This window comes from Kribbella sp. CA-293567 (assembly GCF_027627575.1).
In the GTDB taxonomy this organism is placed as follows: domain Bacteria; phylum Actinomycetota; class Actinomycetes; order Propionibacteriales; family Kribbellaceae; genus Kribbella.
In genome coordinates this window covers 6,794,536-6,815,449 of record NZ_CP114065.1, presented here as the reverse complement: position 1 = coordinate 6,815,449, position 20,914 = coordinate 6,794,536, and the positions used below count along the sequence as shown (strand labels likewise).

General features: G+C 65.0%; 17 protein-coding genes. 6 read left to right on the top strand and 11 right to left on the bottom strand.

Annotated elements, in window-relative coordinates:
- Window positions 1–18: 18 nt before the first annotated feature.
- A complete protein-coding gene (locus OX958_RS31490) occupies window positions 19–969 on the bottom strand; it encodes a hypothetical protein (protein ID WP_270133799.1) in 951 nt (316 codons plus the stop codon).
- Between the two features lie 431 nt (window positions 970–1,400).
- Window positions 1,401–3,263: a DUF2075 domain-containing protein gene (locus OX958_RS31485; RefSeq protein ID WP_270133798.1), complete on the bottom strand. Its 1,863-nt coding sequence runs from the start codon at window positions 3,261–3,263 to the stop codon at window positions 1,401–1,403.
- 213 nt (window positions 3,264–3,476) lie between these two features.
- Here OX958_RS31485 and OX958_RS31480 point away from each other — a divergent pair, with 213 nt between their 5' ends.
- Window positions 3,477–3,794: a nucleotide pyrophosphohydrolase gene (locus tag OX958_RS31480; protein ID WP_270133797.1), complete on the top strand. Its 318-nt coding sequence runs from the start codon at window positions 3,477–3,479 to the stop codon at window positions 3,792–3,794.
- Between the two features lie 320 nt (window positions 3,795–4,114).
- Here OX958_RS31480 and OX958_RS31475 read toward each other — a convergent pair whose 3' ends face one another.
- Window positions 4,115–4,387 carry a hypothetical protein gene (locus OX958_RS31475; protein WP_270133796.1) on the bottom strand — a complete coding sequence of 91 codons (273 nt, stop codon included), beginning with the start codon at window positions 4,385–4,387 and terminating at the stop codon, window positions 4,115–4,117.
- Between the two features lie 15 nt (window positions 4,388–4,402).
- Here OX958_RS31475 and OX958_RS31470 point away from each other — a divergent pair, with 15 nt between their 5' ends.
- The gene (locus OX958_RS31470; protein ID WP_270133794.1) at window positions 4,403–4,747 is read left to right on the top strand and encodes a hypothetical protein; all 345 of its coding nucleotides are present in this window, start codon (window positions 4,403–4,405) and stop codon (window positions 4,745–4,747) included.
- A gap of 28 nt (window positions 4,748–4,775) precedes the next feature.
- Here the strand turns inward: OX958_RS31470 and OX958_RS31465 are convergent, their stop codons facing one another.
- The 6 genes from OX958_RS31465 to OX958_RS31440 all read right to left on the bottom strand — a co-directional run bounded on the left by OX958_RS31465 (window position 4,776) and on the right by OX958_RS31440 (window position 10,389).
- Window positions 4,776–5,324, bottom strand: coding sequence for a hypothetical protein (locus OX958_RS31465; protein ID WP_270133792.1), 549 nt, complete (start codon window positions 5,322–5,324; stop codon window positions 4,776–4,778).
- 472 nt (window positions 5,325–5,796) lie between these two features.
- A complete protein-coding gene (locus tag OX958_RS31460) occupies window positions 5,797–6,846 on the bottom strand; it encodes an SGNH/GDSL hydrolase family protein (RefSeq protein WP_270133791.1) in 1,050 nt (349 codons plus the stop codon).
- A 216-nt stretch (window positions 6,847–7,062) separates the two neighbouring features.
- A complete protein-coding gene (locus OX958_RS31455) occupies window positions 7,063–7,836 on the bottom strand; it encodes a ricin-type beta-trefoil lectin domain protein (RefSeq protein ID WP_270133790.1) in 774 nt (257 codons plus the stop codon).
- Window positions 7,837–8,224: 388 nt separating this feature from the next.
- Window positions 8,225–9,019: a sigma-70 family RNA polymerase sigma factor gene (locus OX958_RS31450; protein ID WP_270133788.1), complete on the bottom strand. Its 795-nt coding sequence runs from the start codon at window positions 9,017–9,019 to the stop codon at window positions 8,225–8,227.
- Window positions 9,020–9,225: 206 nt separating this feature from the next.
- A complete protein-coding gene (locus tag OX958_RS31445; protein ID WP_270133787.1) occupies window positions 9,226–9,450 on the bottom strand; it encodes a hypothetical protein in 225 nt (74 codons plus the stop codon).
- Window positions 9,451–9,582: 132 nt separating this feature from the next.
- Window positions 9,583–10,389 carry a GNAT family N-acetyltransferase gene (locus tag OX958_RS31440; RefSeq protein WP_270133785.1) on the bottom strand — a complete coding sequence of 269 codons (807 nt, stop codon included), beginning with the start codon at window positions 10,387–10,389 and terminating at the stop codon, window positions 9,583–9,585.
- A gap of 216 nt (window positions 10,390–10,605) precedes the next feature.
- On the opposite strand from OX958_RS31440, the gene OX958_RS31435 reads away from it, so the two are divergent.
- The gene (locus OX958_RS31435; RefSeq protein ID WP_270133784.1) at window positions 10,606–11,349 is read left to right on the top strand and encodes an SDR family NAD(P)-dependent oxidoreductase; all 744 of its coding nucleotides are present in this window, start codon (window positions 10,606–10,608) and stop codon (window positions 11,347–11,349) included.
- A 184-nt stretch (window positions 11,350–11,533) separates the two neighbouring features.
- A complete protein-coding gene (locus tag OX958_RS31430; RefSeq protein WP_270133783.1) occupies window positions 11,534–13,633 on the top strand; it encodes a hypothetical protein in 2,100 nt (699 codons plus the stop codon).
- A gap of 241 nt (window positions 13,634–13,874) precedes the next feature.
- Here the strand turns inward: OX958_RS31430 and OX958_RS31425 are convergent, their stop codons facing one another.
- The gene (locus tag OX958_RS31425) at window positions 13,875–15,296 is read right to left on the bottom strand and encodes a hypothetical protein (RefSeq protein WP_270133782.1); all 1,422 of its coding nucleotides are present in this window, start codon (window positions 15,294–15,296) and stop codon (window positions 13,875–13,877) included.
- An 840-nt stretch (window positions 15,297–16,136) separates the two neighbouring features.
- Here OX958_RS31425 and OX958_RS31420 point away from each other — a divergent pair.
- Window positions 16,137–17,057, top strand: coding sequence for a hypothetical protein (locus OX958_RS31420; protein ID WP_270133780.1), 921 nt, complete (start codon window positions 16,137–16,139; stop codon window positions 17,055–17,057).
- Between the two features lie 265 nt (window positions 17,058–17,322).
- On the top strand, window positions 17,323–18,159 hold the full coding sequence (locus OX958_RS31415; RefSeq protein WP_270133779.1) for a hypothetical protein: 837 nt from the start codon (window positions 17,323–17,325) through the stop codon (window positions 18,157–18,159).
- Window positions 18,160–18,329: 170 nt separating this feature from the next.
- Here the strand turns inward: OX958_RS31415 and OX958_RS31410 are convergent, their stop codons facing one another.
- Window positions 18,330–20,852 carry a DUF262 domain-containing protein gene (locus tag OX958_RS31410; RefSeq protein ID WP_270133777.1) on the bottom strand — a complete coding sequence of 841 codons (2,523 nt, stop codon included), beginning with the start codon at window positions 20,850–20,852 and terminating at the stop codon, window positions 18,330–18,332.
- Window positions 20,853–20,914: the final 62 nt, after the last annotated feature.

The window sequence follows — 20,914 nt, the reverse complement described above, 5'->3', positions numbered from 1 at the left end:
TCGATCGAAACCGATCACCTACTGGGGCGGGTACATCGAGAACCAGTTGAACCCCTCGACCATCGCCTCGGTGGTGCCCTCGTAGCTCGGCCCGGTCAGGTGCCAGCGTTCGATCCAGCGCCAGGTGCCCAGGGTGAGGCTCTCGTCCTTGACCGTGTCCGGGTCGTCGGCCGGCCGCAGGTACTCGTGGATGACCTTCTTCTTCAGCGTGACCTGCTCCGCCTGGTACTGCGACTGGCTGATCAGGTAGGTCGGAGCGTCCTTGTCGGCGGCGCGGGCCGGGTCGTAGACGGTCAGCTTGATGGTGTCCGGGGTGTCCAGGTCGTAGTTCGCGGCGATGACGGTGACCATGTGGCCGCCGTCGCGTTCGACTCCGCCGTACACCTGCTTGTAGCGGCCGTACAGGATCTGAGCCGGCCCAGCCGTGAGCTTCGACGCCAGTTGATGCCCGAAGGACTGGCCGAGCGCATTCGGGCCGGTACTGGGAACCCCGCCGGTCGCCGTCGTCCAGCCATCCAGCCGCGCCCCCACAGTGGCGGTGTTGAAGGCCTTGCGCAGCTCACTGAGCTGAGTGCCGGTACTGGTGATCTTGGACCACGTCCCCAACGTGGTCAGCCAGTCCTTCGTCTCCGTCGTATCGGCCGGATCCCTCGGATCGACCTCCGTCATCGGCACCCCGCCCCCGATCCGGACCGGAGCGCCCTTCCGCCGATTGAAGTGGTGCAACACGTTGAACAACGTGGCCGGCCCGCAGTACGCCCCGCCCTCCTTGGGCAGCGAGTACCAGTGCTGATCGACGTCACTCGTGTGACACAACTTGACGTTGATGGTGTCCTGATCCAGCTCCAGCACGCTGCTGCACACCGGCACCGGCGCCTTGTCGGCCTGCGCGACCACCGGAACCCCCGCCAGCACCATCGCGGCAACCCCAGCCACCCCGCCACCCCGAACCACCCGAACAAAAGACATGAACCCCACCCTCACTCGAACCACCTCGGCAACTTCAACACCTCAAACCCTGCCGCCACGGCCACCCCCTGCGCGTGAGGGACCACCCCCCAACCTCAGACCTGAGGGGGTCGAATCTGGGGTTCATGCCCCTTCGACGGCTGGCCGCACGTCTCGGTCAGGATTTGCGTAGCTTCGTGAAAGTGATCGCACGCGGTCGGCGATGTCCTCGACGTCCACAACGGCTCGGCGCTGCTTCCAACAGGCGCGGTGATGTGACCGTCCACCGGCGTGAACATCGCCTTCGAGCCGCAGACGCCGGCACCGCAACGAATACGCCTTCGCCACAGCCTTCCACAGCCACCACGGCCTCTCACCCGGCCGCTGGCGCTGCGAAGCATCGTCGGTCGTACAGCCAACCGAAAGCGCCTCCAGACTGGAGCCAACCCTCGTCAGTTCTCGTCGGTCTGCCGGCCCGGGACTGCCACGAGCGTATGCAGGGCTTCCCGAGTTTCGGGATCTGACGAATAGAGAACGGTGCCGCGCATGCCACGGGTCAGCAAAACCTTGTAGGTATTGCGAACAAGCCGATCGAACGTCGCGTCGTCAATGGATTTCCGGCTGCGGAAGGCGGGATCGCGATTGGCGTCCCAGTTCGTGGTGAAACGTCCGTCGCGCCAGATCAGATCCGGCCCGAGAATGACGCCGCTCCAGTCGTACTCGAAGCCTTGCGCCGTGTAGATGCACCCAACCTGCCCGAATCCGTTCGGATCGGTGGCCCAGAGCGCGGCCGGAGGAGCATTGCCCACCATCCGGTCACCCTGGACGTTCCAAGGGCGTGACCAGTCACCGATCTGGACGTCCTCCACGAGGGTCTCGTCCGGGCGAGGCTTGCTCCACGGCCAGCAGTAGCCCGCGGACATCCGGGCGCCGTACCCGGCTTCGATCTTGCCCTGAAGAAAGTCCTCCATCTCCTCCGGGCTGTCGGCAACCCGTACGTCGAACGCGGGATCGCCCAGCCAAGGCGTCGGCTCGCCCTCGGCGAGACCCAGCAGCCGCTGGACCCATTGGATGTATTCCTCGCTGCCGCCACAGCGGAACTGTGCGTCGAGCTCGATCAGGTGCACGGGAAGGCCGAGGTCTGCCGCGTACCCACGGATCTCCTCGACGGTCCCGAGCTCGCCAGGCTTCACCACCTGGTGCTGGTCGAGCAGGAACACCGGCACGCGCGCAGCGGCGATCAGCTCGTCGACCTGTCGTCGCCCCGTCCGGAAGGCGGCCTTGGTGTAGCGGTCGACGGAGGTCTCGCGGATGCGATGCGCCTCGTCCAGGATCAGAACGTCCAGATTGTTGGGCTCTGCGTCCATGAACTGGTTGAAGTACTTGAACATCTTCTGGACGCGAGGCTGCCGTTTTCCTGCGACCTTGCGGAGGGTCTGGGTGAACGACCGCGAACCCGTCGCGTGGAGCACGCTGCGTCCCTGTCGGGCCAGGTCACCGAGAAGGGACAGAGCGATCACGCTCTTGCCGCTTCCTGGTCCGCCGGTGACGATGACGACCGACTTGCTGTCCCGCCGGCGCGCCCGATCGACCTCGTGCAGCACCATCGCGTGCGCCAGCTTCTGCTCGGCGACCAGAACGAACTGCTCTCTTCGCTGGACCTCGTCCGCAGCGACCGCGAGCAACTGCTTGGACGGCGCGATCGCGGAGTTGATCAGCTGATCGGCGTACGGACCACCCGGTACGTCAGGGTCCAGCCGATCACGCAGAAACTCGATGAACTCCCCCCGGCGTGCACCGGTGAAGAGCTGTCCTCTGCTGTCCTGCGGGTAGTCGTAGAGATCCCGTACGTCGGCCTCGGCCATGGCATTGTGCAGGTAGGCCGCACCCGCGACGGCATCCGTTTGGCCGTCGAGGAACTTCGCGAAATCGGTCAAGTACTCGCAGTACCCACGCACCTGAGCGACAGGGTGCAGCCGCGGCGCGTTCGGGAAGCCATCGATCAGAACCAGTTCCCGGTCGTCATCCCAGGCGGTCGCGCGGCTCCACTGCTTGAGTTCGATGACCACGTACGACGGTCCGCCCGTTCGCGGGTGACGACCGGCGAGTACGACATCGGCTCGCTTCGAGGTCAGGGGAAGGTGGTGTTCGACGAGTACCTCGACGTTGCTGAGCCCGGCCTGCTCGAGGTCCTGCGCGAGAATCGGCAGGCTGCGCTCCCACGACCGCACCTCCGTCGGCGCGGCTCTCCGTCCGGTGTGAAAGACCATCTGTTCGGCGATCCTCAGCGCGAACTGCTGTTCAAGTGTCAGCATCACGAATCCAGCGCCGGATTGGCGGAACAGCGTCACGAACAGGCCCCCACAGGCAGCACGAATCAAGGTCGTGCGGGTGGAGGCATGTCCTGTGAACGCTGACGTCCGGCGGAAGCCTGTCGGGCCGCGCCCCCGACTCTACCCAGCAGGCGTAGTGAGCAAGACCCATGTCATGCTCGCGGCGTGTCCGATCTGATCGAGCTAAGAGACCGCATGCGAGTGTTCACCGAGGAACGGAACTGGGCTCAGTTCCACGATCCGAAGTCCCTGGTCCTCGCCCTCGTCGGCGAGGTGGGCGAGGTAGCCGAGCTTTTCCAATGGCTCCCCGCGGACAAGGCGCTCGACCTCGCCCACGAAGACCCACTCCGCACCCGCGCCGCCGAGGAACTGGCCGACGTCCTGACCTACCTCGTCCGCCTGGCAGACGTCCTCGACATCGACCTGGCCAAAGCAGCCTTCGACAAACTCCAGAACTCCTCAGCCCGCTTCCCGCCCGAAGACTTCCACGGTCAAGCCCCAGCGAGGAGCTGACCGGGCCGCGTTGTTGCCGGCTGACGAGCTGTCAGCCCTGTGACTGATGTGGCCGACGACCTGGTCGAACTCGTCCGTGGGGGAGCCAACGTACTCGCTGCCCTCCAGCGCCACGGGGGCGTGACCCGGGGGCCAGTACACCGCCTGGCCGGCCTCGTAGATCTTCTCGCTGTCCGAAGCCCCCATCTGGCGGCGCGTTGGAAGCACGCGATATCGGGTTCGAACTGCAGGCAAGGAAAGCGGCGATCTCGCCACGTCGGAGTACGACCGCCTGCTGCTCACCGAGCGTCTGCCGTGCGCAGTGGCAGCCTTCCGCAGATTCACGGCCCGTGCTTTGCCATCGAGCTGCGGCCAGAGCGCATCGACCACTTGATCGAGAAGCAGTGCTCCTCGGCGAGCGCAAGCAGCTGCGCGAACTCCGCCGCCAGCCGAGCGGGCCAGCCGTCGAACACCACCTCGAGGCCCGCGGCCAGGACCCGGAAGCGCCCGAGCAACTCGATGCGAACCGATTGCAGGAACCTGCAACGAGTTTGCCGGTCTTCCAGGCCCCACCTAGCGTCGCGTCGTTGGCTAAGAGGAGCCAACACTCCCATACAGGAGGACTGCGTATGTCGAACAAGACCATCGGACGTATTGCCGCAGCAGTAGCCATCACCGGCGCATCGCTGGTTGCGGCGACCGGTACGTCACAGGCCGAGGACTGCACCCAGTACGGGACCAACGTGGACGGCGGCTTCCTCTACACCAACGGAGCCGTCCCCTACCGTCGTGGACCGGCGACGGGCTGCGCCAGCACCGGCAACCGCTCGGGCAAGGCCGCCATCTGGTGCTCGAAGTACAACGACGTCGGCAACCTCTGGTACTACGCCCGCGACATCTCGTCGAACGTCGTCGGCTGGGTGTGGGCCGGCAACGTCAGCCGCACCGAGGGTTCGAACCACCGGTCCTGCTGACCATTTCGTGAGGCGGAGGGCGGGGCACTCACCGTGTCGCGCCCTCGGCCTGCTCGTCCTCGTCGGAGGACAACCGGCGGATCCGCTCACGAAGCCGCCGCGGCCAGTACAGCTGAAACCCGGCCGCCAGCAAGCCAGCCACGGTGCCGGCGTTGCGCCACTCGGCACCGTCGTCGATGAACGACACCACCAAGGACAGCGCTAAGAAGGCAGCCGCGACGATCCAGAGCTTGCGGTAGCGAAGCGAGTAGCCCAGTTGCTGGGTGGCGATTCCTCGAGCCGCGGCGCGAATCGCTGGGTCGGCAGGTATCGGCCCTCGCCCGGCTGCCCGCTGGGCAGCAGCAAGCTGGTCGGTCGTCAGGTCAGCGGCAGCATCCCGCATAAGCTTGCGGGACTTGTTGAGGCTGTAAGCCATTCCGGTGCCGAAGAACACCGCAGCCATGGCGCCACTGATCAGCGTCACGGTCCAGCTGGCGGGACTGACGATCTTGAAGTAGATCGCCATGATGAGCCCAAAGGGTAGGCCTGTGAGGACGCCCAGAACCCAGCGGGGCGCCGTCAGGAAGTAGGTGCGCATGCAAACATCGTTGCCGATCAGCAGGCCACCCGTCCGGTCTGGAGAGTCGTACGGAAGCGACTGTGCCCGTGGATCGGTCAGACCTTGCGGCGACCACGTGGGGTGAGGCGAAGAACGCTGCCGCAGAACCGCTTGAGGTGCCCGAGCACCCGGTCGCGAAGCGCCAGCAGCCCGGAATGCCGACGCCTGGGCGCGAGCGGATTACCCCGCCGCATCGCCATTCCCGGCGGATGGCGGTTGCCGGCATCTTGCCGGTCACCCGGACGCCCGCTCGGCCGGGAACTACGCGGTTCGTGCGCCGCGACCGGGAGTCCCCGTGCGACCTTACGGCGACCGTACGTCGCCCCGACAACTCGCCGTCTACCGGTCATCGCAATCTCCTGACCCTCGTCGCCGTTGCCCTGTGCATCAATCCGTACCCCATCACTCTCGGAACATGCACTGCTACGAGACTCGCAGCCAGCGACAGCTGCTAGGTCCGCGGTGCCGCGGGGAACAAACCGTTCTGCCGCAGGCGTTCGGTGAGGCGGTCGCGATTGGCCGGAACGTCCAGGACGGCAACGGACTGACGTCGCCGTTCCGCGGCGCCGGGCGACCAGGCCTCTTGCTCAGCGCTGCTGATGCTCAACTGACGGCCGCTGAGCGACTTCACGATGAGATCCGCCACCGCTGCCTGCTCCTCGGCTCGCGGATGGAACGCGGCCGCCTTCAGCAGGTCAGGGTCCTTGCCCTGAATCCATGCTTTCTCCTTGGCGCAGACATCGTGCCCGGTCGATGCCTTGAAGATATCGACGTACTTCGCGCCGGTGGTCTTCGCCGCTGCCTGGATCGCCTTGTTGAGTTCGATCACGGTCGCGTTCAGGTAGGCGTAGTCGCCTTTGGCGAGGGGGAGATCGGCACAGACGGTCTTGGCCGGCGCGATAGTCGGGTAGCCGACCAGGACGATCGTTGCCTTGGGCGCGATTCTGGGTCTGATCGTCTTCACCGCGGCCGTCAGTCGGGCCTTGGTCTTGGTGACGTTCTCCTTCAGCTGGTCCTTGCCGCCGACAGTGAACCGCTTCTTGCACGGCGCCCCGTCAGGGTCGGAACTCCGCAGGCTCGGGCAGACCGCGAAGAGCGCCGCCAGTACGCCGAAGTCGTTGCCGCCGATCCCCAAGGTGACCAGATCGACCGTCTTGGCCAGCGCATCGAACTGCGCGGGCACGAACCCCGCGGGGGTGGCCTGCGCCGTCTGCAGATGAGTGGAGTCGGCCCCGCCACAGCTGACGTCGGTCACCTTCGGCACCTTCAGCTTCGTGGCCAGCAACGCCGGATAGTTGCCGCCTGATCGCAGACAGGCCAGCGTGGAGAGATCCAGCGGCGGGACGAGCGGCGCCGCGGTGTAGGAATCGCCCATCGCCAGGTAGTACTTGAACTTGGGAGGCGCTGGTGCGGCGCGGCCGTCGGCTGCTCCTCCCAGCAGGGAAAGCAGCGCGGTGACGGTGACGCCGGCAGTTGCAGCGAGTCGGCCGGACCTGGTCATGTTGCCTCCAAGAAGTGAATCTGCCGAAAACGGGGCGAAGAGCAGAGGGCCGGAGATCGCTGGATTGCGGTCTCCGGCCCTCTGCCGGGCCCGGTCGCTGGATACCCGACGTACCAGCGCATCGACCGCGAACGGTCGGCGTACCGGGCGGGAGGGAAAGCTGGTGGGAGCCAGGCGGGGCAGCTGGTTCACGACCGCCTGGCTCCCGGTCAGTGCCTAACCGGCCATCCGGACCATTTCCTTCGGCAGCTGCTTCAGCTGGTCCGGAATCGGCAGCTGGGGGCCGACCGCATTGACCAGCTGCTTGCCGCTGGTCTCGTACTCGTCGGGCATCTCCAGGCCGAGCGCCTCCAGCAGCGCGTCGAGCAGCTGGATGATTGCCCCGAGCAAGGTTTCCATCGGGATCGCGGCGCCCCTCCACTTCTGGTCGGACGTACCGGTGAACGGAACGGTCGACGTGGGCCGGGCCTGCTTCGCCAGTCCCAGCATCGAGCTGAGGGCCTTGCCGTTGGCCGCGTTGATCAGCGCACCGGTCTTCTGGTCGTAGTTCCACTTCTGGCCGTCGCCGACGCGGCAGGGCATCACCAGCATCGGTGCGGCGCCCTTGACGGTGGCCAGATCAGCCACCGTGTCGAGGCAGGCACCATGGGGAAGGTCGCCACCGACGTCCTTCGACATGGCTACCTGCAACTGACCCTCGGGCGTGTAGATCCACTGCTGGATCTTGCCCTTGGATCCCTTGTTGCACTTGATCATCACCGCGGTCGGGATGCCGTTCGGAGTGACCGCGAAGGTCAGGCACATCTTGCGGTTGGCGCTGCTCACCAACTGCTTCGGCGTACCTACTGGAAGGTCTGGGGCCGCCGCCGCGGCGGTCGGAGCTGCCGCCGGAGCCGCGGGCTGCGCGGCCGCGGTGACCGAGGTGGCGGCCGCCATCGCCAGTGCCAGGGTGGTCACACCAACTCGGGTCAGCGTTCTGTGGAAGATCAAGACAACCTCCAAGGTCGATCTGTCACCGGCGCGGGTTTCGGACCCTGCGAGCTGTCGGCCGAGCAAGGATCAGGACGTCTCTGACACCAGCCCGGGTGGGCGGGGATTCGGGGCGAGAGTTCCAGTGCTGATCACCGACAGCAGCGAATGCGCCACAGCCAGTAAGAACTGCCGCTCCGTTCCCGCGCAAGAGCAAAAAGATGCCACTGGCAACAAGTTGCCGAAAATCCCGGGAATTGTCCTGACGGAGAAGAATCCGAGAAGAAACCGATCCGGCCGGGAGGACTGATCCCAGTCACCGATGGGCAACGCCGAATGCAGCAGAACGACTGTTGCTGAACTGCCATGGACGGCCATGACTAAACCATTTCTGCATTGGGTACTAACACTATGCGGACACGTCCTCGCGCAATTCCCGCAGCGTCTTGGACAGGATCCGGGAGACCTGGATCTGGCTGAGCCCGACGTCGGCACCGATCTCGGCCTGCGTCCTGCCGTGCAGGAACCGCAATTGCAGGATCCGACGCTGCCGCGGCGCCAACTTGTCGAGCACCGCCAGGACCGCATCCCGATCCTCAAGCTGCCGGAGCGCGGCATCCTCTTCCGCCGTCAAAACCTCCGCCAGCGCCGGAGTCGCGTCCATATCGCCCGGTCGATCCAGCGAGACAACGTCGAAACAACCCACCGCAGCCAAGGCCTCAGCGACATCTGCGGCCTCCGAGTCGACCGCCGCCGCGATGTCATCAGCCGTGGCGGTACGCCCCAGCGCCTGCTCCAACGCCGGTAGACACGCAGCAATCGCCGACTGCAACTCCTGCAACCGCCGCGGAATCCGGACCATCCAGGCGGAGTCGCGAAAGTACCGCTTCACCTCACCGCTGATCGTCGGCGCCGCATAAGCGGTAAAGGGAGTCTCCTCAGCCGGCCGATACCGATGAACGGCCCGCACCAACCCCAGCAGCGCGACCTGCTCCAAATCCTCGACCTCGACACCGCGCCCACCGAACCGCCGAGCAATCGCCTGAGCAAATGCGATGTTCAACTCAACAGCTTCACTCAGCAACTGCCGCCGTTCACGATCACAACCCGACCGCTCCCGCCGTTCCAGCAATGCCGCCGTCGCCGCATCCAGGGATTCCCTGGCGCTCGACCTCGAAGCAACTACCTCTGCCCGTGTTTCCATTCGCCTGCCCTCGCGACCAACTCATCGCGTGGCACACTTCCGAACCACGGTAACCGCGCTCTCGGTAACCGCGATGACTCCAGGTATACCTGTAACTACGCACTGTTACGGCATCGTTATTTCGCCTCCGCTCTCCGCCGCAACGGCAGAGCGTCGGGGCGGCAACCGGCGTACGGCGCGGGCCTGGACCCATCCCGTTCGGCGAACTACTGCAGCTCCTCGGGCTTCTTCTTGGTGAGCTTGGCCGATTTGCCGGCACCGTACGCGACGCCGAGGGCGATGCCGATCGCTATTCCGGCGCCCAGGTTGCCGATAGCAACACCGAAGCCCGCACCGATCGCGATGCCCAGTGTGAGGCCCAGCGTCAGCGCGGCGTTCGCCTTCTCCTTGTCCGACTTCCCTGTCGGTTCCGGCCCGTTCTGTTCAGTCATGATTCCTCCTGTACATCGTGCTTGGACGTACCGCACGCCGTACCGGTTCCCCACTCGGGAGCTGATTCAATCGAGCTCAGAGGATGACCGGCGTCCAGCTGCCAGTCAGCTCCATCACGAGTACATAGCCGGTCAGGACAGGCGCCAGATCTGCGGTGTGCGATCTGCCAGGGCCTCGAAACCCAGCCGCAGCATGTTGGCCAGCGACGGGTTGTGCTTGCCTGGTTCGGGCTTGTACGAGCCCGTGGTGACCAGGTCGCAGCCTTGCGCGAAAGCGTCGGCGATCCGGCGGGTGAGCAGCGCTGACTGCGCGCCTCTCCCTCGGTACGCCGGGTGGGTCGCGCCGCTGCGCAGCCGGCCGACGCCGTCCACGACATGCAGGGAGCCGGTGGCGACCATCGTGTCGCCGTCCCAGGCGGCGTACGCCGTGGCGCCGGGCCATTCGGTGTACGCCGCGAGCATGGCGCGGAAAGCGTCGTCGCGCATCTCGTACGCGTCCACTTGCAGCTGCGCCCAGACATCGGCGTACTGCTGCCCGATCGGCTCGATGCGGAAGTCGGACGGTGCCTGTTCAATCGGCCCGGCCACGCGCGCGACCTGGACCGTGGTCTGACCGGCGGTGATTCCGTAGGACTTCGCTATAGCGTCCCAATCCGGCGGAAGCGCGCTCGGGGCGATGCTCAGGCTCGCCGTCGTACAACCGGCCGCCCTCAGATAGTCCAGCACCTCGCCGATCACCGCCGACGTAACTGGCCGGTCCAGGCCGAACCCAGACGCCTGGGACCAGAACGACAACGTGTCCCGTGGTGCCGCCAGAGCCACGACCGAGCCGAACCGGCGGCGCGTCAACCCCAGCAGAGCCGGGCCTGGTCCGGGGATGTCACCGAAACTCCAGACCAACTCTGTCTCGGCCCGTTCAATCCGCTCGATCAACTCCACCCCACCATCATGCCCAAACCGGCATCCACCACCCAGACCTCGGACTGCTGGACCTGAGTTTCCAGACCTTCGACGTACGCAGCGCCCTCTTGTTTCGCTTGCGCTCAAGAGCAGCAGCCGTTCCTGGGTGCAGTACTCCCAGGAAGACTCGTCCTTCCCGCGCTTCCTTCATGGACGTTGACTGAGTCTCATCACCTCCTCGGGAAGGCAACGAACTTGAGCATCGTCATCATCACCGGCGCGAGCCGCGGCCTCGGCGCCGCCACCGCCGTTGCCTGTGCCGCTCGCGGCATGGGCGTCATCCTCACCTACAACAACAATCCCGAAGCAGCAGCGGGCGTCGTCACGAGAATCACCGAAGCCGGCGGCCGGGCTGTGGCGCTGCAACTCGACGTCGCGGACGCTTCATCCTTCCCGGCCTTCGGACTCTCGGTCCAAACCGCCTTGCAGGAAACCTGGAACCGGACAAGCTTCGACTACTTGGTCAACAACGCCGGTTACGGCCTCTACCACCCGATCGACACCGTCACCGAGGAAGAGTTCGACGGACTTTTCAACGTGCATCTCAAGGGACCGTTCTTCCTCACCCAGACACTTCTGCCGCTCATCGCGGACGGAGGCCAGGTGGTGAACATGACCAGCGCGACGACCCGGGTGGCAACCGCTGGGGTCGCGCCCTACGCCAGTTTCAAGGGCGGCCTGGAAGTGCTGACCCGCTACATGGCCAAGGAGTTCGGCGACCGTCGAATCCGCGCCAACTCGATCGCTCCCGGCGCGATCCGTACCGAACTCGGCGGCGGCCTGACCAGTAATTTCGAGGCACAACTCGCTGCTCAGACAGCACTCGGACGCGTGGGTGAGCCCGATGAGATCGGCAGCGTCATCGCCGGCCTCCTCTCCGACGACAGCCGCTGGATCAACGCCCAGTCCATTGAAGTTGCCGGCGGCTACAACATCTAGCCACCAAGCAGAAGCCTCGAGTCCGTCACAAGAGCCGGCAGCATCGACCATGACCACACTGACGATCTACGGCGCGACCAGAGCTTGCAGGTTGCTGCAACCGCCGTAACAAACGTTCGAGCGTCTCGATATACGGGCGAACGAGAACCTTTCTGGCTCTCGCCGTCCCGATTCGAGGAACCCTGTGCGCACGACCTTTCGAGTGCTCGCGCCGATCGCGCTGGCCGCTGTCGGCCTGACCGCGATCCTGCCCGCCGCCGCGCTTCCCGCTCCCACCAAGGTGAGTCGAGCGGCGAAGTTGCCGTCCGCGCCGCTGGACGTCAAGCTGGCCGGCACCCTGACCGGCGTCGATTTGCGCTGGACGGCGTCGCCCGATGCCAACGACGACTCCGTGACCGGCTACAACATCCACCGGATCGTCGGCGGCACCGACACCGTCCTGCCCTGGAAGCCCGCCTGGAACGAGGTCGGGTACCAGTGGCACGAGTCGGAGCACGTTCCCGGCGCGACCTACTCGGTCGCCGCGACGAACGCCGAGGGCGAGGGCCCAGCCAGTACGCCGATCACGCTGCCGGCCGCCCGTCGGGCGATCACCGTCGGCCACACGATCTGGCTCGAGAACGGCAACACCCGCACATACGCGGGCCAGATCGCCGTACCCGGGGGCCAGCAGGTCGTCCCGCTCGCGCCGGACGGCCCGACCCAGATCATCGGCGACGTCCTCGCCGCCTCGCCCGACGGACGGGAGATCGCCTTTGCGAGGGGGCAACTCGCCATCTGGCGCGTGCGGGCCGACATCCCGCACGCGACGCCGGTGAAGATTCTCGACGGCTCCTCGGGCATCATCCGCCTGGCGTGGTCGCCGGACGGGTCGAGGATCGCCTTCGAGCGACTGCAGCCGAACGCCGGTTCCTGCGTGGAGCTCGTGGCCGCAACAGGAGGGACGCCGATCCGGGTGGGCTGCAACCTGCAGATGCCGACCTGGATGAGCAACTCGAACGTGATCGTGAAGGACCAGACCAGCGGACGGTTGGCCATCGTTCAGGCCAAGGCCGCCGGAGTCGTGACCGGCACCCTCGCGGGTACCGAGCAGAGCACCATGCCGTCGGTGTCGCCGGACTACCGCTGGATCGCGTACATCGACGGCAACGCCCCCGCGATCGTTCCGGTCGGCGGCGGCACACCGAAGCTCGGCACCGCGACCGAGCGGCCAGCAGGCATCACGTGGTCACCCGACGGCTCCGAGGTGCTGATGACGCAGTCGATCGCCTTCGGCGGCAGCGCCCTCGTGACGTTTCCGGTCGGGCCCGACGGAACCCTCGGATCGGGCCAGACAACCTACCGCACCCAAGGCACGGATCGCATCGGGTCGGCGGTGTGGCAGGGCGCCCGAGTGAGCCTCGGTTCGACGTCCACCCCGATGGGCTCCGCTGTGAGCATCCCGTTCGACACCAACGGCATGGCAGGACCGGTGACCACCACGTGCCAGCTCGACGACACGCCGGCCGTGCCGTGCACCTCGCCCTACCAGAAGAGCGGAGTGCCTGCCGGCTCCCACAAGTTCCGGGTGAAGGCGGTCGACGTCGACGGGCAGGCCAGCGTTGCCTTCCGGCACGTGCTGGTCGACCTCACCGCGCCCACCGTGCGGATTACCGCGCCGGTCTTCGACGTGACCACGGCGGCGACCGCCACGGTCACCTACACCGCCTCCGACGACAGCGGCACGCCGGTCGACTCGTACGACTCCCGCTGGCGGATCGCACCGACGGCCGGAAACTTCGGCGCGTACGCCGCGATCAAGTCCGGTACGACGGCCACCTCGGTGACGATCGGCCTCGCGGCGGGGTATGAGTACTGCGTCTCGGTCCGAGCCCGGGATGCCGTCGGCAACGTATCCGGCTGGACCGCCGACCGCTGCTTCTCCCGGCCGTCGGACGACCGCACGATGGGCGCCTCGACCGGATGGACCCGGACGACCAACTCGGCGTACTACCTGGGCACCGCGACGGTCACCACCACGACCGGGATCTCCGTTTCGCGCAGCAGCGTCCAGGCCAAGCGCCTCTGGCTGGTGGCGACGAAGTGCTCGACCTGCGGCAGCCTGACCGTCTACTACAACGGGAAGTCGGTCGGCATCGTCGATCTCAGCAACCCGTCACTCGTGTACCAGGCAGTCGTGCCGCTGCCGGTCCCGTCGACCTTCCTGACCGGATCGGTGCTCCTGACCACCAGAACAGCCGGCAAGGTCTACCAGATCGACGGCCTGGCAGTCCGCCGTACCTGACCAACCCGCTAGGCCCGGCGCTCCGGCGCCGGGCCCAGCACTTCGGCTGCCGGCTCTCGAGCTCATTCCTGGCGGCGGCCAGCAATGCAGGCTGTGCCAGCATCTCAACCCAGGATGCTCTGGGGACGAAGGTTTCGGTGTAGCCGCCCATCTGGTTCACGGTCGTGCACCATCGGTCTTGCAGCCAGCTAGCGGGGAACCCACCGAGCAGCAATGGCCTCGTGCGGCTGCGGCTCGCTCACTAAGTCAGAGGCCACAGCCTGGCGTAGAAGCCGAGCCGCCGGACGGTCGCATCGTCTAGTGTGACCTCGCCCATCCGGCGGCGCAGCCTCACCTTCTGATCCTCGTTCGGTAGCTGCCCACCATCGGGGGTACTCCGGAACCAGTTGGCCAGCCTGATCCGACCCTGCCGGCTCAGATGGGGATCGACATCGGCCACCAGACGCAGGATCGACTCGAGTGCGTTCCAAGGTCCGCCGGCAACCTCGACCCGCGTCGCGCCGGCCCGCGACCACGGTTGACCGGAGGCCCAGGCAGCTTCGACGAACTCGGCCGTCACCTGCCGTGGCAGTGCCGCCAAGGCAGCCGCCGCGGCGCCGACCACCTTCGGTGAGGCATCCAGCAGCAACGGCCCCAGCAACTTGGCCCGCTCCGCACCGTCGAGCCAGCCAGTTACCGCCTTCACCGCCGCGAGTCGCACCCGTGGTCCTCGATCCGTGAGGTGCCGCACGATCAGCGGCAGATCGTCCGCCTCGCCGACCTCGAACAGCCCGGAAATCAAGCCGATACGACGGCCTACCGCGATCCGATCGGCCACGAGAGCAGCGTCGCGATAGGTCTTGGCGGGGTCGCCGCTTCGTCGCCGACAGCGCCATTGGGCCAGCTCGCGGACGCGCGCCGATCTGTCGAACAGAGCATCGCCGATCTGCTCAACACTCAGCAGTTCGTCAGGCAACCGGAGCAGCCCAGCCATACGTGTTTCGACGTACCGGCTGGTGAGGAGCCCGGGCGCGACACCGGCGTCGGCTCGTTGGGCCAGTGCGTCAGCGCATCTGGCACGGATCCACTGGTCGTTGTCGAGAGCACCGATCTCCAGTTCGGCCCGAGTGAGGGTGCCGTTCACCAGATCACGCTGATAGGCCCACCGCCGCAGGTCCCGAAACCGAGCTGCGCGCAGTCCCGAAAGTTGTTCTTCGGTCAGCCGCTTCGCGTACTCGTCGAGGAGTCCTTTGCCGTACAGGCGCCGGCGTATAACCAGCAGCACCTCCATTGCGGCCAAGGCGGGTGGCAACGTGAACAGCAACTCCCGGGCGCGTGTGCGGATCTGCGGGACATGATCGGTGGTCCGGAGCGCCAGCAGCACAGGCGCGAGCTCACCAGGCAGGTAGGGCAGCGCACGCTCCCGCAATCGCCCGTCGTAGTACAGGCTCGCCAGCACCGCTCCCAGCCCGGTCGACTCTGTCGGATCAGGGCGGCTGCTGATGGCAGGGCCGTCGTAGATCGTGCGGTAGCGAGCGAGTTCGTCCAGCCGGACCAGGTCCTCGCCGTGCAGGGCCGCGAGCCAGGCGAGGCCTTCGCGCCGGGCGCTGGTCCGCAACGGCCCTTCCAGCGCGTCGTTCAGCCGCTGCAGGGCTTGGCGTGCCTCAGCCGCGGTCATCGTCACCTCGCCCATTGTCCTGGGAGGGAGCCAATGGGCGCTACGGGTTTGCGGTCTCAGGGCCTGGTCAGGGATGTACGACGACTTTCGTCGGTGTGGCGGGCGGCCCGATGGCGGATGCACTGGGTTCGTGGACTGTGTGGTGATGTGCCGGCAGCAGATCCAGCCGATGCCGTACGTCGTCGTTGCCCACTGCCACCCGTTCGCGGTGAGCTGTTCAGTGACGACTGCCAGCAGTTGCTGCGGCCGGTGTCGCCGGTGAGCTCGGCGAATGGGCTTCGCCGCCGTTGCCGAGTTCGTCGAGCACAAGAACTGGTGCCTGCCGCAGGACATGCTCGGCGAGCCGGCCGGCGGGAAAGCGGGCGGTGCCCTACTCGAAGTGGCGCTGAACCCGGAGTCTCCGCCTTCCACTGGATCCGACGATGCGGTGGACCTGCTGCCCGTCGAACCGTCGACGATCCCAACATTTGATGAAGGTTGTCGAGCGAGCTCAAAGGATGAGCTGCGGCCCTCGGGAGAATGTCCCGACGGGCATATGCCCACTTCACAGGGCCGACGAGGGGACTTGAACCCCTAACCACCGCTTTGCCCCGCCAGACATCTCAACACCTGCCAAAGTTGTCCGAACATGCCCGTGACCTGCGAAGATGCGCCGCCGGACTTGTCAGTGGCTCTCGTCGTTGCGCGACATCGAGCACTCATTGCGGTCAGTAAAACGGCTAGTAGTGTCCACCAGATCGGCTCGTTGTCGGTGCGGCAAGCAACGAACTCGAACTGCGATACTCGCAATCATGACGCCTGCTCCCGCAGAAACCATCCAAGCCTGTCTTGGGAGCGTCGCCTGACATGTCTCTCACGGTGGCGCTGGACGATCCGAAGAGCTCGGTCAACGCGTTCTTCGATGAACATCTTCCGCATCACGAACTGCTTACCCGCCCCTGGGCGAGGAACCTGCAGCAGCATTCATGGACGAGGTCCATACCGGCATCACGAACTCCGCATCTCATCGGAGCTGCGATCGAAATCCGCCTCGGATTCGACCTGGCTCAGATCCTGCCGTACGGCGAACTCACTGCTGCTGTCTCGTTGCCGGATGGCCTAGACGCGATCCGCGCATTGGGCTTCAGCCCGCCAGCAGACGACGACGGGCTACCGACCTGGCAGAAAGGTGCCCTGATCGATGATCACTACCTCCTCAACGATCACGATCGTCAAGTTGAAGCGTCAACGCTGTGCTGGCGCGTGGCCTACGTCGAATCCATCGCCCATGCGCTAGGGAACAGGGAACTCAACACTCCGGAGAACCTCTCTGCCTTCTGGGCCCACAATCGGCACAGCCCGCCACAAGAGTCGATCGAGGCACTCCTTAGGCTCTGGTACAAATACCTCGCCGCAGCACGCGCCACGTTCGCGGGACTTGGCGAACCCACAACGATCAGACCTAGCTTCGCCAACCGCTTCGCCGTCGGAGATCTGCTACTCGGCAATACCCTGATCGAGGTCAAATGTGAGCTGCGCCCAGAAGCCCAACTTCCTCGAACGCTGCGCCAAGTCTTAGCCTGCGCACTCGCCGACTCCGACGATGAGCTATCGATCGAAGGCATCGGCGTCTACCACGCGTACGAAGGCTCCGTCACGCACTGGCCGCTGACTCGCGTACTCCAGAGCCTCTCGCCCACCGGCCACGCTTCTCTGCCCGAACTCCGCGCGCGTTTCGCCGAAACCATCGCAACAGAACGCCGAACGATCGACGAGCGCGGCAGCTGATCAGTCCCGCCGTTGGGCTCGGTCTGGCTGACCTACAGACGTGGAGAGACTGCTGTCCATATCGCGCTAGGCGCCACGAGGCGCTAGCCTTGGATGCAGGTAGCCCAGCTGCCCGACTCCGAGCCTGGTGCCCATGTCACTGCGGCAACGAAGACAAGAAGCACAGCTTCCATGGGAATCAGTTGATCTGCCGTTAAGCCAGTCCAGCCTTTGACACCGCCGGCAGAGCGACGACATGGGCGTGCTCTGTCGCAGAGGATGTGTCATGGCTGACAAACGCCAACGCGCGGTTCGCGCATACATGAGGCTGACCGGCCTCAATTACACCCGTGCAGCCCGAGAGATGGCCCGATACACCGACCCCACGCACCACCACATCGTCGCCCAGGCACGACACCTAGTGCACTGGCTCGAGTCCATGCCGCGAGCTCACGACGCTGAATTCGACGCCTTAACGACCAACCGTTGCCTAACCCTCGCTGTCGCTGCCGCGCGCGATGTAGAGGCATGGGCTCAGAGTGGTGACATCGGGCGGGAAGAGTTCGATAGAGCAAATCATGTCAGCGAGTGGCTCCGAGAGGTCAGCGAGCAACGGTCCAGCGAAGTTATCGCTGCGGACGCGCTGGTGACGTGCGTCTGTGCCGTACGACGCGGAAGCTGCAGCATCGGGCATTGCCGACCGACCTCCTGCTCCCCAGCACCAGAACGCGCGTTCCTCGTTGTCTCCACCGGTGAGACTAGACAAGGCTGCTTTCAACACATCGCCGAAGATCTTGTTCGCCTTCGCGGATCTGTTGATGCCGAACGCTACGAAATGATCGGCCCTCCAGCCGTGATCGAAGCCATTGAAGCACTCGCGTCCAGCGGAGATGTCGCCGTGGTCGAGGACCTCGAGACAGACCTTGGAGCAGCCTCGGCATGGATGCTGGAGCTGGAACTCGAGTACGACCTGGCGCAACACAACGCCGAATGCATCGAGGCTGCCATCGATGCGGCATATGGCCTGGGCCATGACGAGGAGTCGACAGTCCGGCAAGCCGCGGCCCAGTTCCTCGAAGACCGACCAGATGAATGCGTCTGCGAGGCCTCTGCTCTCGAATAGCCCATGATTCCGGCCCCTCTGGGCGGGCGAATCGCTCGCCCAGGGGGACCCGACTTTCGGCATTGGAAGGCTTCGGGACCGTGCCAGCTCGGTGGCGGAAGACCTCCTCAGTTGCCTGTCTTGCAGCAAGCTTGAGTGCTGCGGTCTGAGTCGTCGCCGAACAGGAGCCGCTAGCTGCTGCGAACCAAGGTCACCGTCTCTGCGGATAGCTGGACATGCGTGGCTTTCCAGCCGGCGTCGATGATTGCGCGGGCGACGGCGCTGCCTTCGTAGCTGTACCAGTGGGGTGGGTGATCTCGGCTCGAGTTGGGCAAGGAGAACCCCAGGATCTGCTCGACCTTCGAAAACGTCAGATGGACTTCGCCTTTCTCGCAGTCGCGGAGCCAGCGCCACAGAGGCTCATACTTCCCCGTGTGTACCACCCACATTGGAGCAGCTGGCTGTGAGTTCGGCAGTGACTCAACGGTCTCAGATGGCGTGGCGAGATTCCGGATTGCCCGCCACCGGTCGGCGAGCTCGGTTCGCATCCGATAGTGCCATCGCCCATCGGCCTTGATGAACTCAATCGGCGGGTTCGATCTGCGATAGGTCTGATAGGTCTTGCGCGCTATCGCTCCACTGATGCCAGAGATCTGGTCGACGACATAGCCCTGATCTTCCAGATCAGCACCGGTGAACAGCACACCAGGCTTGGCCACGGCGACGTGGTCAAGGAAGTCGAGAGTCAGGCCAGTTGAGGATGCGGCGAAATCGGCGAGATCGGTGTCGTCCCACGACACCACCTGCAGCGCCGCGCCGATGGGCGAGCCCACAACCTCGACCGTAAGATCGATCGGCGCAACACCAGCTGGGGGACCAGGCCATACGTCGCAGATGTACTCCGTCAGTTCAACGGACCGAGCGTCGATGGCTGCGTCAGTCCAAGCGCTGACGTGATTACGGATGAGGTCATTCGACAAGACGAGCAAGCTGTACTTGTCGAGGAGACTGCGCTTCCCAAAGTTAGCGTCGCCTCCGGCTTTGAGCCCATCAGCTTCCCTGTCCGTCCAGGGGCGGTGCGACAGCGAGCCGTTCAGCCTTCTGGTAACCAAGGTGAGGTTTCCCAGAGTGTTGATCCGCTTCTCCCGAGCGGCCGCCTGCTCCGGCGTGAGCTTGGGCTCGGGATCCCAGTACGTGTGCCACTTCTGGGGCATCACATGTTCGATTTCCAACTTCGGAGGTAGGCCAACTGCCTCGTGCCGTTCGGTTCGAAGCATCTGCTCCACCGCCCCGAGGACGGTTCTTAGCCGCGCCTGCCGAACGTTTCCATACAGCCGAACTGTCGGCAAGTCAGCCTTCATGGCGTCATCGGTTGGCCAGACTCGGGCGTCGGCGGTCTGCGAGGCAAGGAAGCTCCGGACCGTGTCGCCGGCGGTTGCGACCGTGCTCCTGTCTAGCAACTTCAGAATTGCGACCATCATGCGGTTGACGTCTTTCATGGTCAACCGAAGGAGGGTACGGCGGATGACCCAGCTCTCGAGTGCGTTGAGGCCGACAGCACGCTGGTCGGCTGGTACTTGGTGGTTCTCTGACAACATCCACATGAGTAGCGGACTGGTCGCGGCCAGCTCCATTGTCTCGATTACACGGCTGTAGAAGGCTCCCTCAGCCGCCTGCTCGTCGAGTTCGACGAATGCACGGTATGTGTCGGCGTCCTTCCGTAGCTCGCCAAGCAATCGCTCGGTCTCGGTAGCGTCGGCCATAAGAGGAGCCGCGTACTCGGTGAAGACTCGAAACACGTGCTCGGTCTTGACCTCATCGGACAGGCGCATTGTGAGCCAGTACTGCAGGAAGATGTCGATGCGAGATCGCGAGTGGCGGCCCTGGTTGATCTCGGCCCGCCACCAGTCGTCATCGAAGTCGCCCCAATGGGTCTCGGGCCACCGCTCGATGTCTACCCCGACCCTCTCGCCGTGCTGGAATATCCAGTTCTTGATCAGGTCGGCCTTCAGCAGGGGCGTACCGCGATCGTTCAGGGTCTCGAAAATCAGCTGCGCATCGTCGTGGCCGGCCAGGTTGATCGCGACTAGGAACAATCCGTCCTGGAGCGTCGCTGACAACGCCTCAGCTCGCTCGGCTTCTGTGCCAGGTGGTTCCTTGCCGTCGGCATCAGGCGTGGCAGTCAACCAGGTGCGGGCTTCGGCACTGAAGAATTCGTGGGCCGCCAAGATTCGGTGTTCGCCCGTCCAGCCTGCCTGAGGGTCCATGGCCTGCGCGAACGCCGCGCGGTCATGACGAGATGGCCAAAGCTTGAAGCGTTCGGGGCGACCTTTGAACGCCGAAGACTTGTTGAGGATCAACTCCTCCAAGTCCTCTGCCAGCAGGTCGTGTCCACGCTCAGCGATGGCTGCCTGAGCTGCGTCAATCATCAATTGGAGGGTAGTCGTGCGTTGCTGGCCGTCGATAACCATGTGTCGGGTGACGTCGCCGACTACTGGCGGCTTCGACTCGTAGACGACTGCGCCCAGAAAATGATGAGGTATCGCTGCCTGGGTGCCGCCTGCCACCCGACTCTCTGCGACTCGGACTACGTCGGCCCACAGAGGCGCCCACTGGTCTTCTTCGTTCCACACATATGGACGTTGGAACGCGGGAATTTCGTAGTGCATTTTTCCGTCGAACAGTTGCCGCGGGCTAAGTGCATCGGCTTTCATCTCGCTCCTAATGATGCTGTCGCTAACGACATATGTCGACCAACCCCGAGAAGTCTGCATGC

Coding starts and splice junctions, on each gene's coding strand:
- OX958_RS31490 (WP_270133799.1), bottom strand. CDS start 969: ATGTCTTTTGTTCGGGTGGTTCGGGGTGGCGGGGTGGCTGGGGTTGCC.
- OX958_RS31485 (WP_270133798.1), bottom strand. CDS start 3,263: ATGCTGACACTTGAACAGCAGTTCGCGCTGAGGATCGCCGAACAGATG.
- OX958_RS31480 (WP_270133797.1), top strand. CDS start 3,477: ATGCGAGTGTTCACCGAGGAACGGAACTGGGCTCAGTTCCACGATCCG.
- OX958_RS31475 (WP_270133796.1), bottom strand. CDS start 4,387: ATGGGAGTGTTGGCTCCTCTTAGCCAACGACGCGACGCTAGGTGGGGC.
- OX958_RS31470 (WP_270133794.1), top strand. CDS start 4,403: ATGTCGAACAAGACCATCGGACGTATTGCCGCAGCAGTAGCCATCACC.
- OX958_RS31465 (WP_270133792.1), bottom strand. CDS start 5,324: ATGCGCACCTACTTCCTGACGGCGCCCCGCTGGGTTCTGGGCGTCCTC.
- OX958_RS31460 (WP_270133791.1), bottom strand. CDS start 6,846: ATGACCAGGTCCGGCCGACTCGCTGCAACTGCCGGCGTCACCGTCACC.
- OX958_RS31450 (WP_270133788.1), bottom strand. CDS start 9,019: ATGGAAACACGGGCAGAGGTAGTTGCTTCGAGGTCGAGCGCCAGGGAA.
- OX958_RS31445 (WP_270133787.1), bottom strand. CDS start 9,450: ATGACTGAACAGAACGGGCCGGAACCGACAGGGAAGTCGGACAAGGAG.
- OX958_RS31420 (WP_270133780.1), top strand. CDS start 16,137: ATGTCTCTCACGGTGGCGCTGGACGATCCGAAGAGCTCGGTCAACGCG.
- OX958_RS31415 (WP_270133779.1), top strand. CDS start 17,323: ATGGCTGACAAACGCCAACGCGCGGTTCGCGCATACATGAGGCTGACC.
- OX958_RS31410 (WP_270133777.1), bottom strand. CDS start 20,852: ATGAAAGCCGATGCACTTAGCCCGCGGCAACTGTTCGACGGAAAAATG.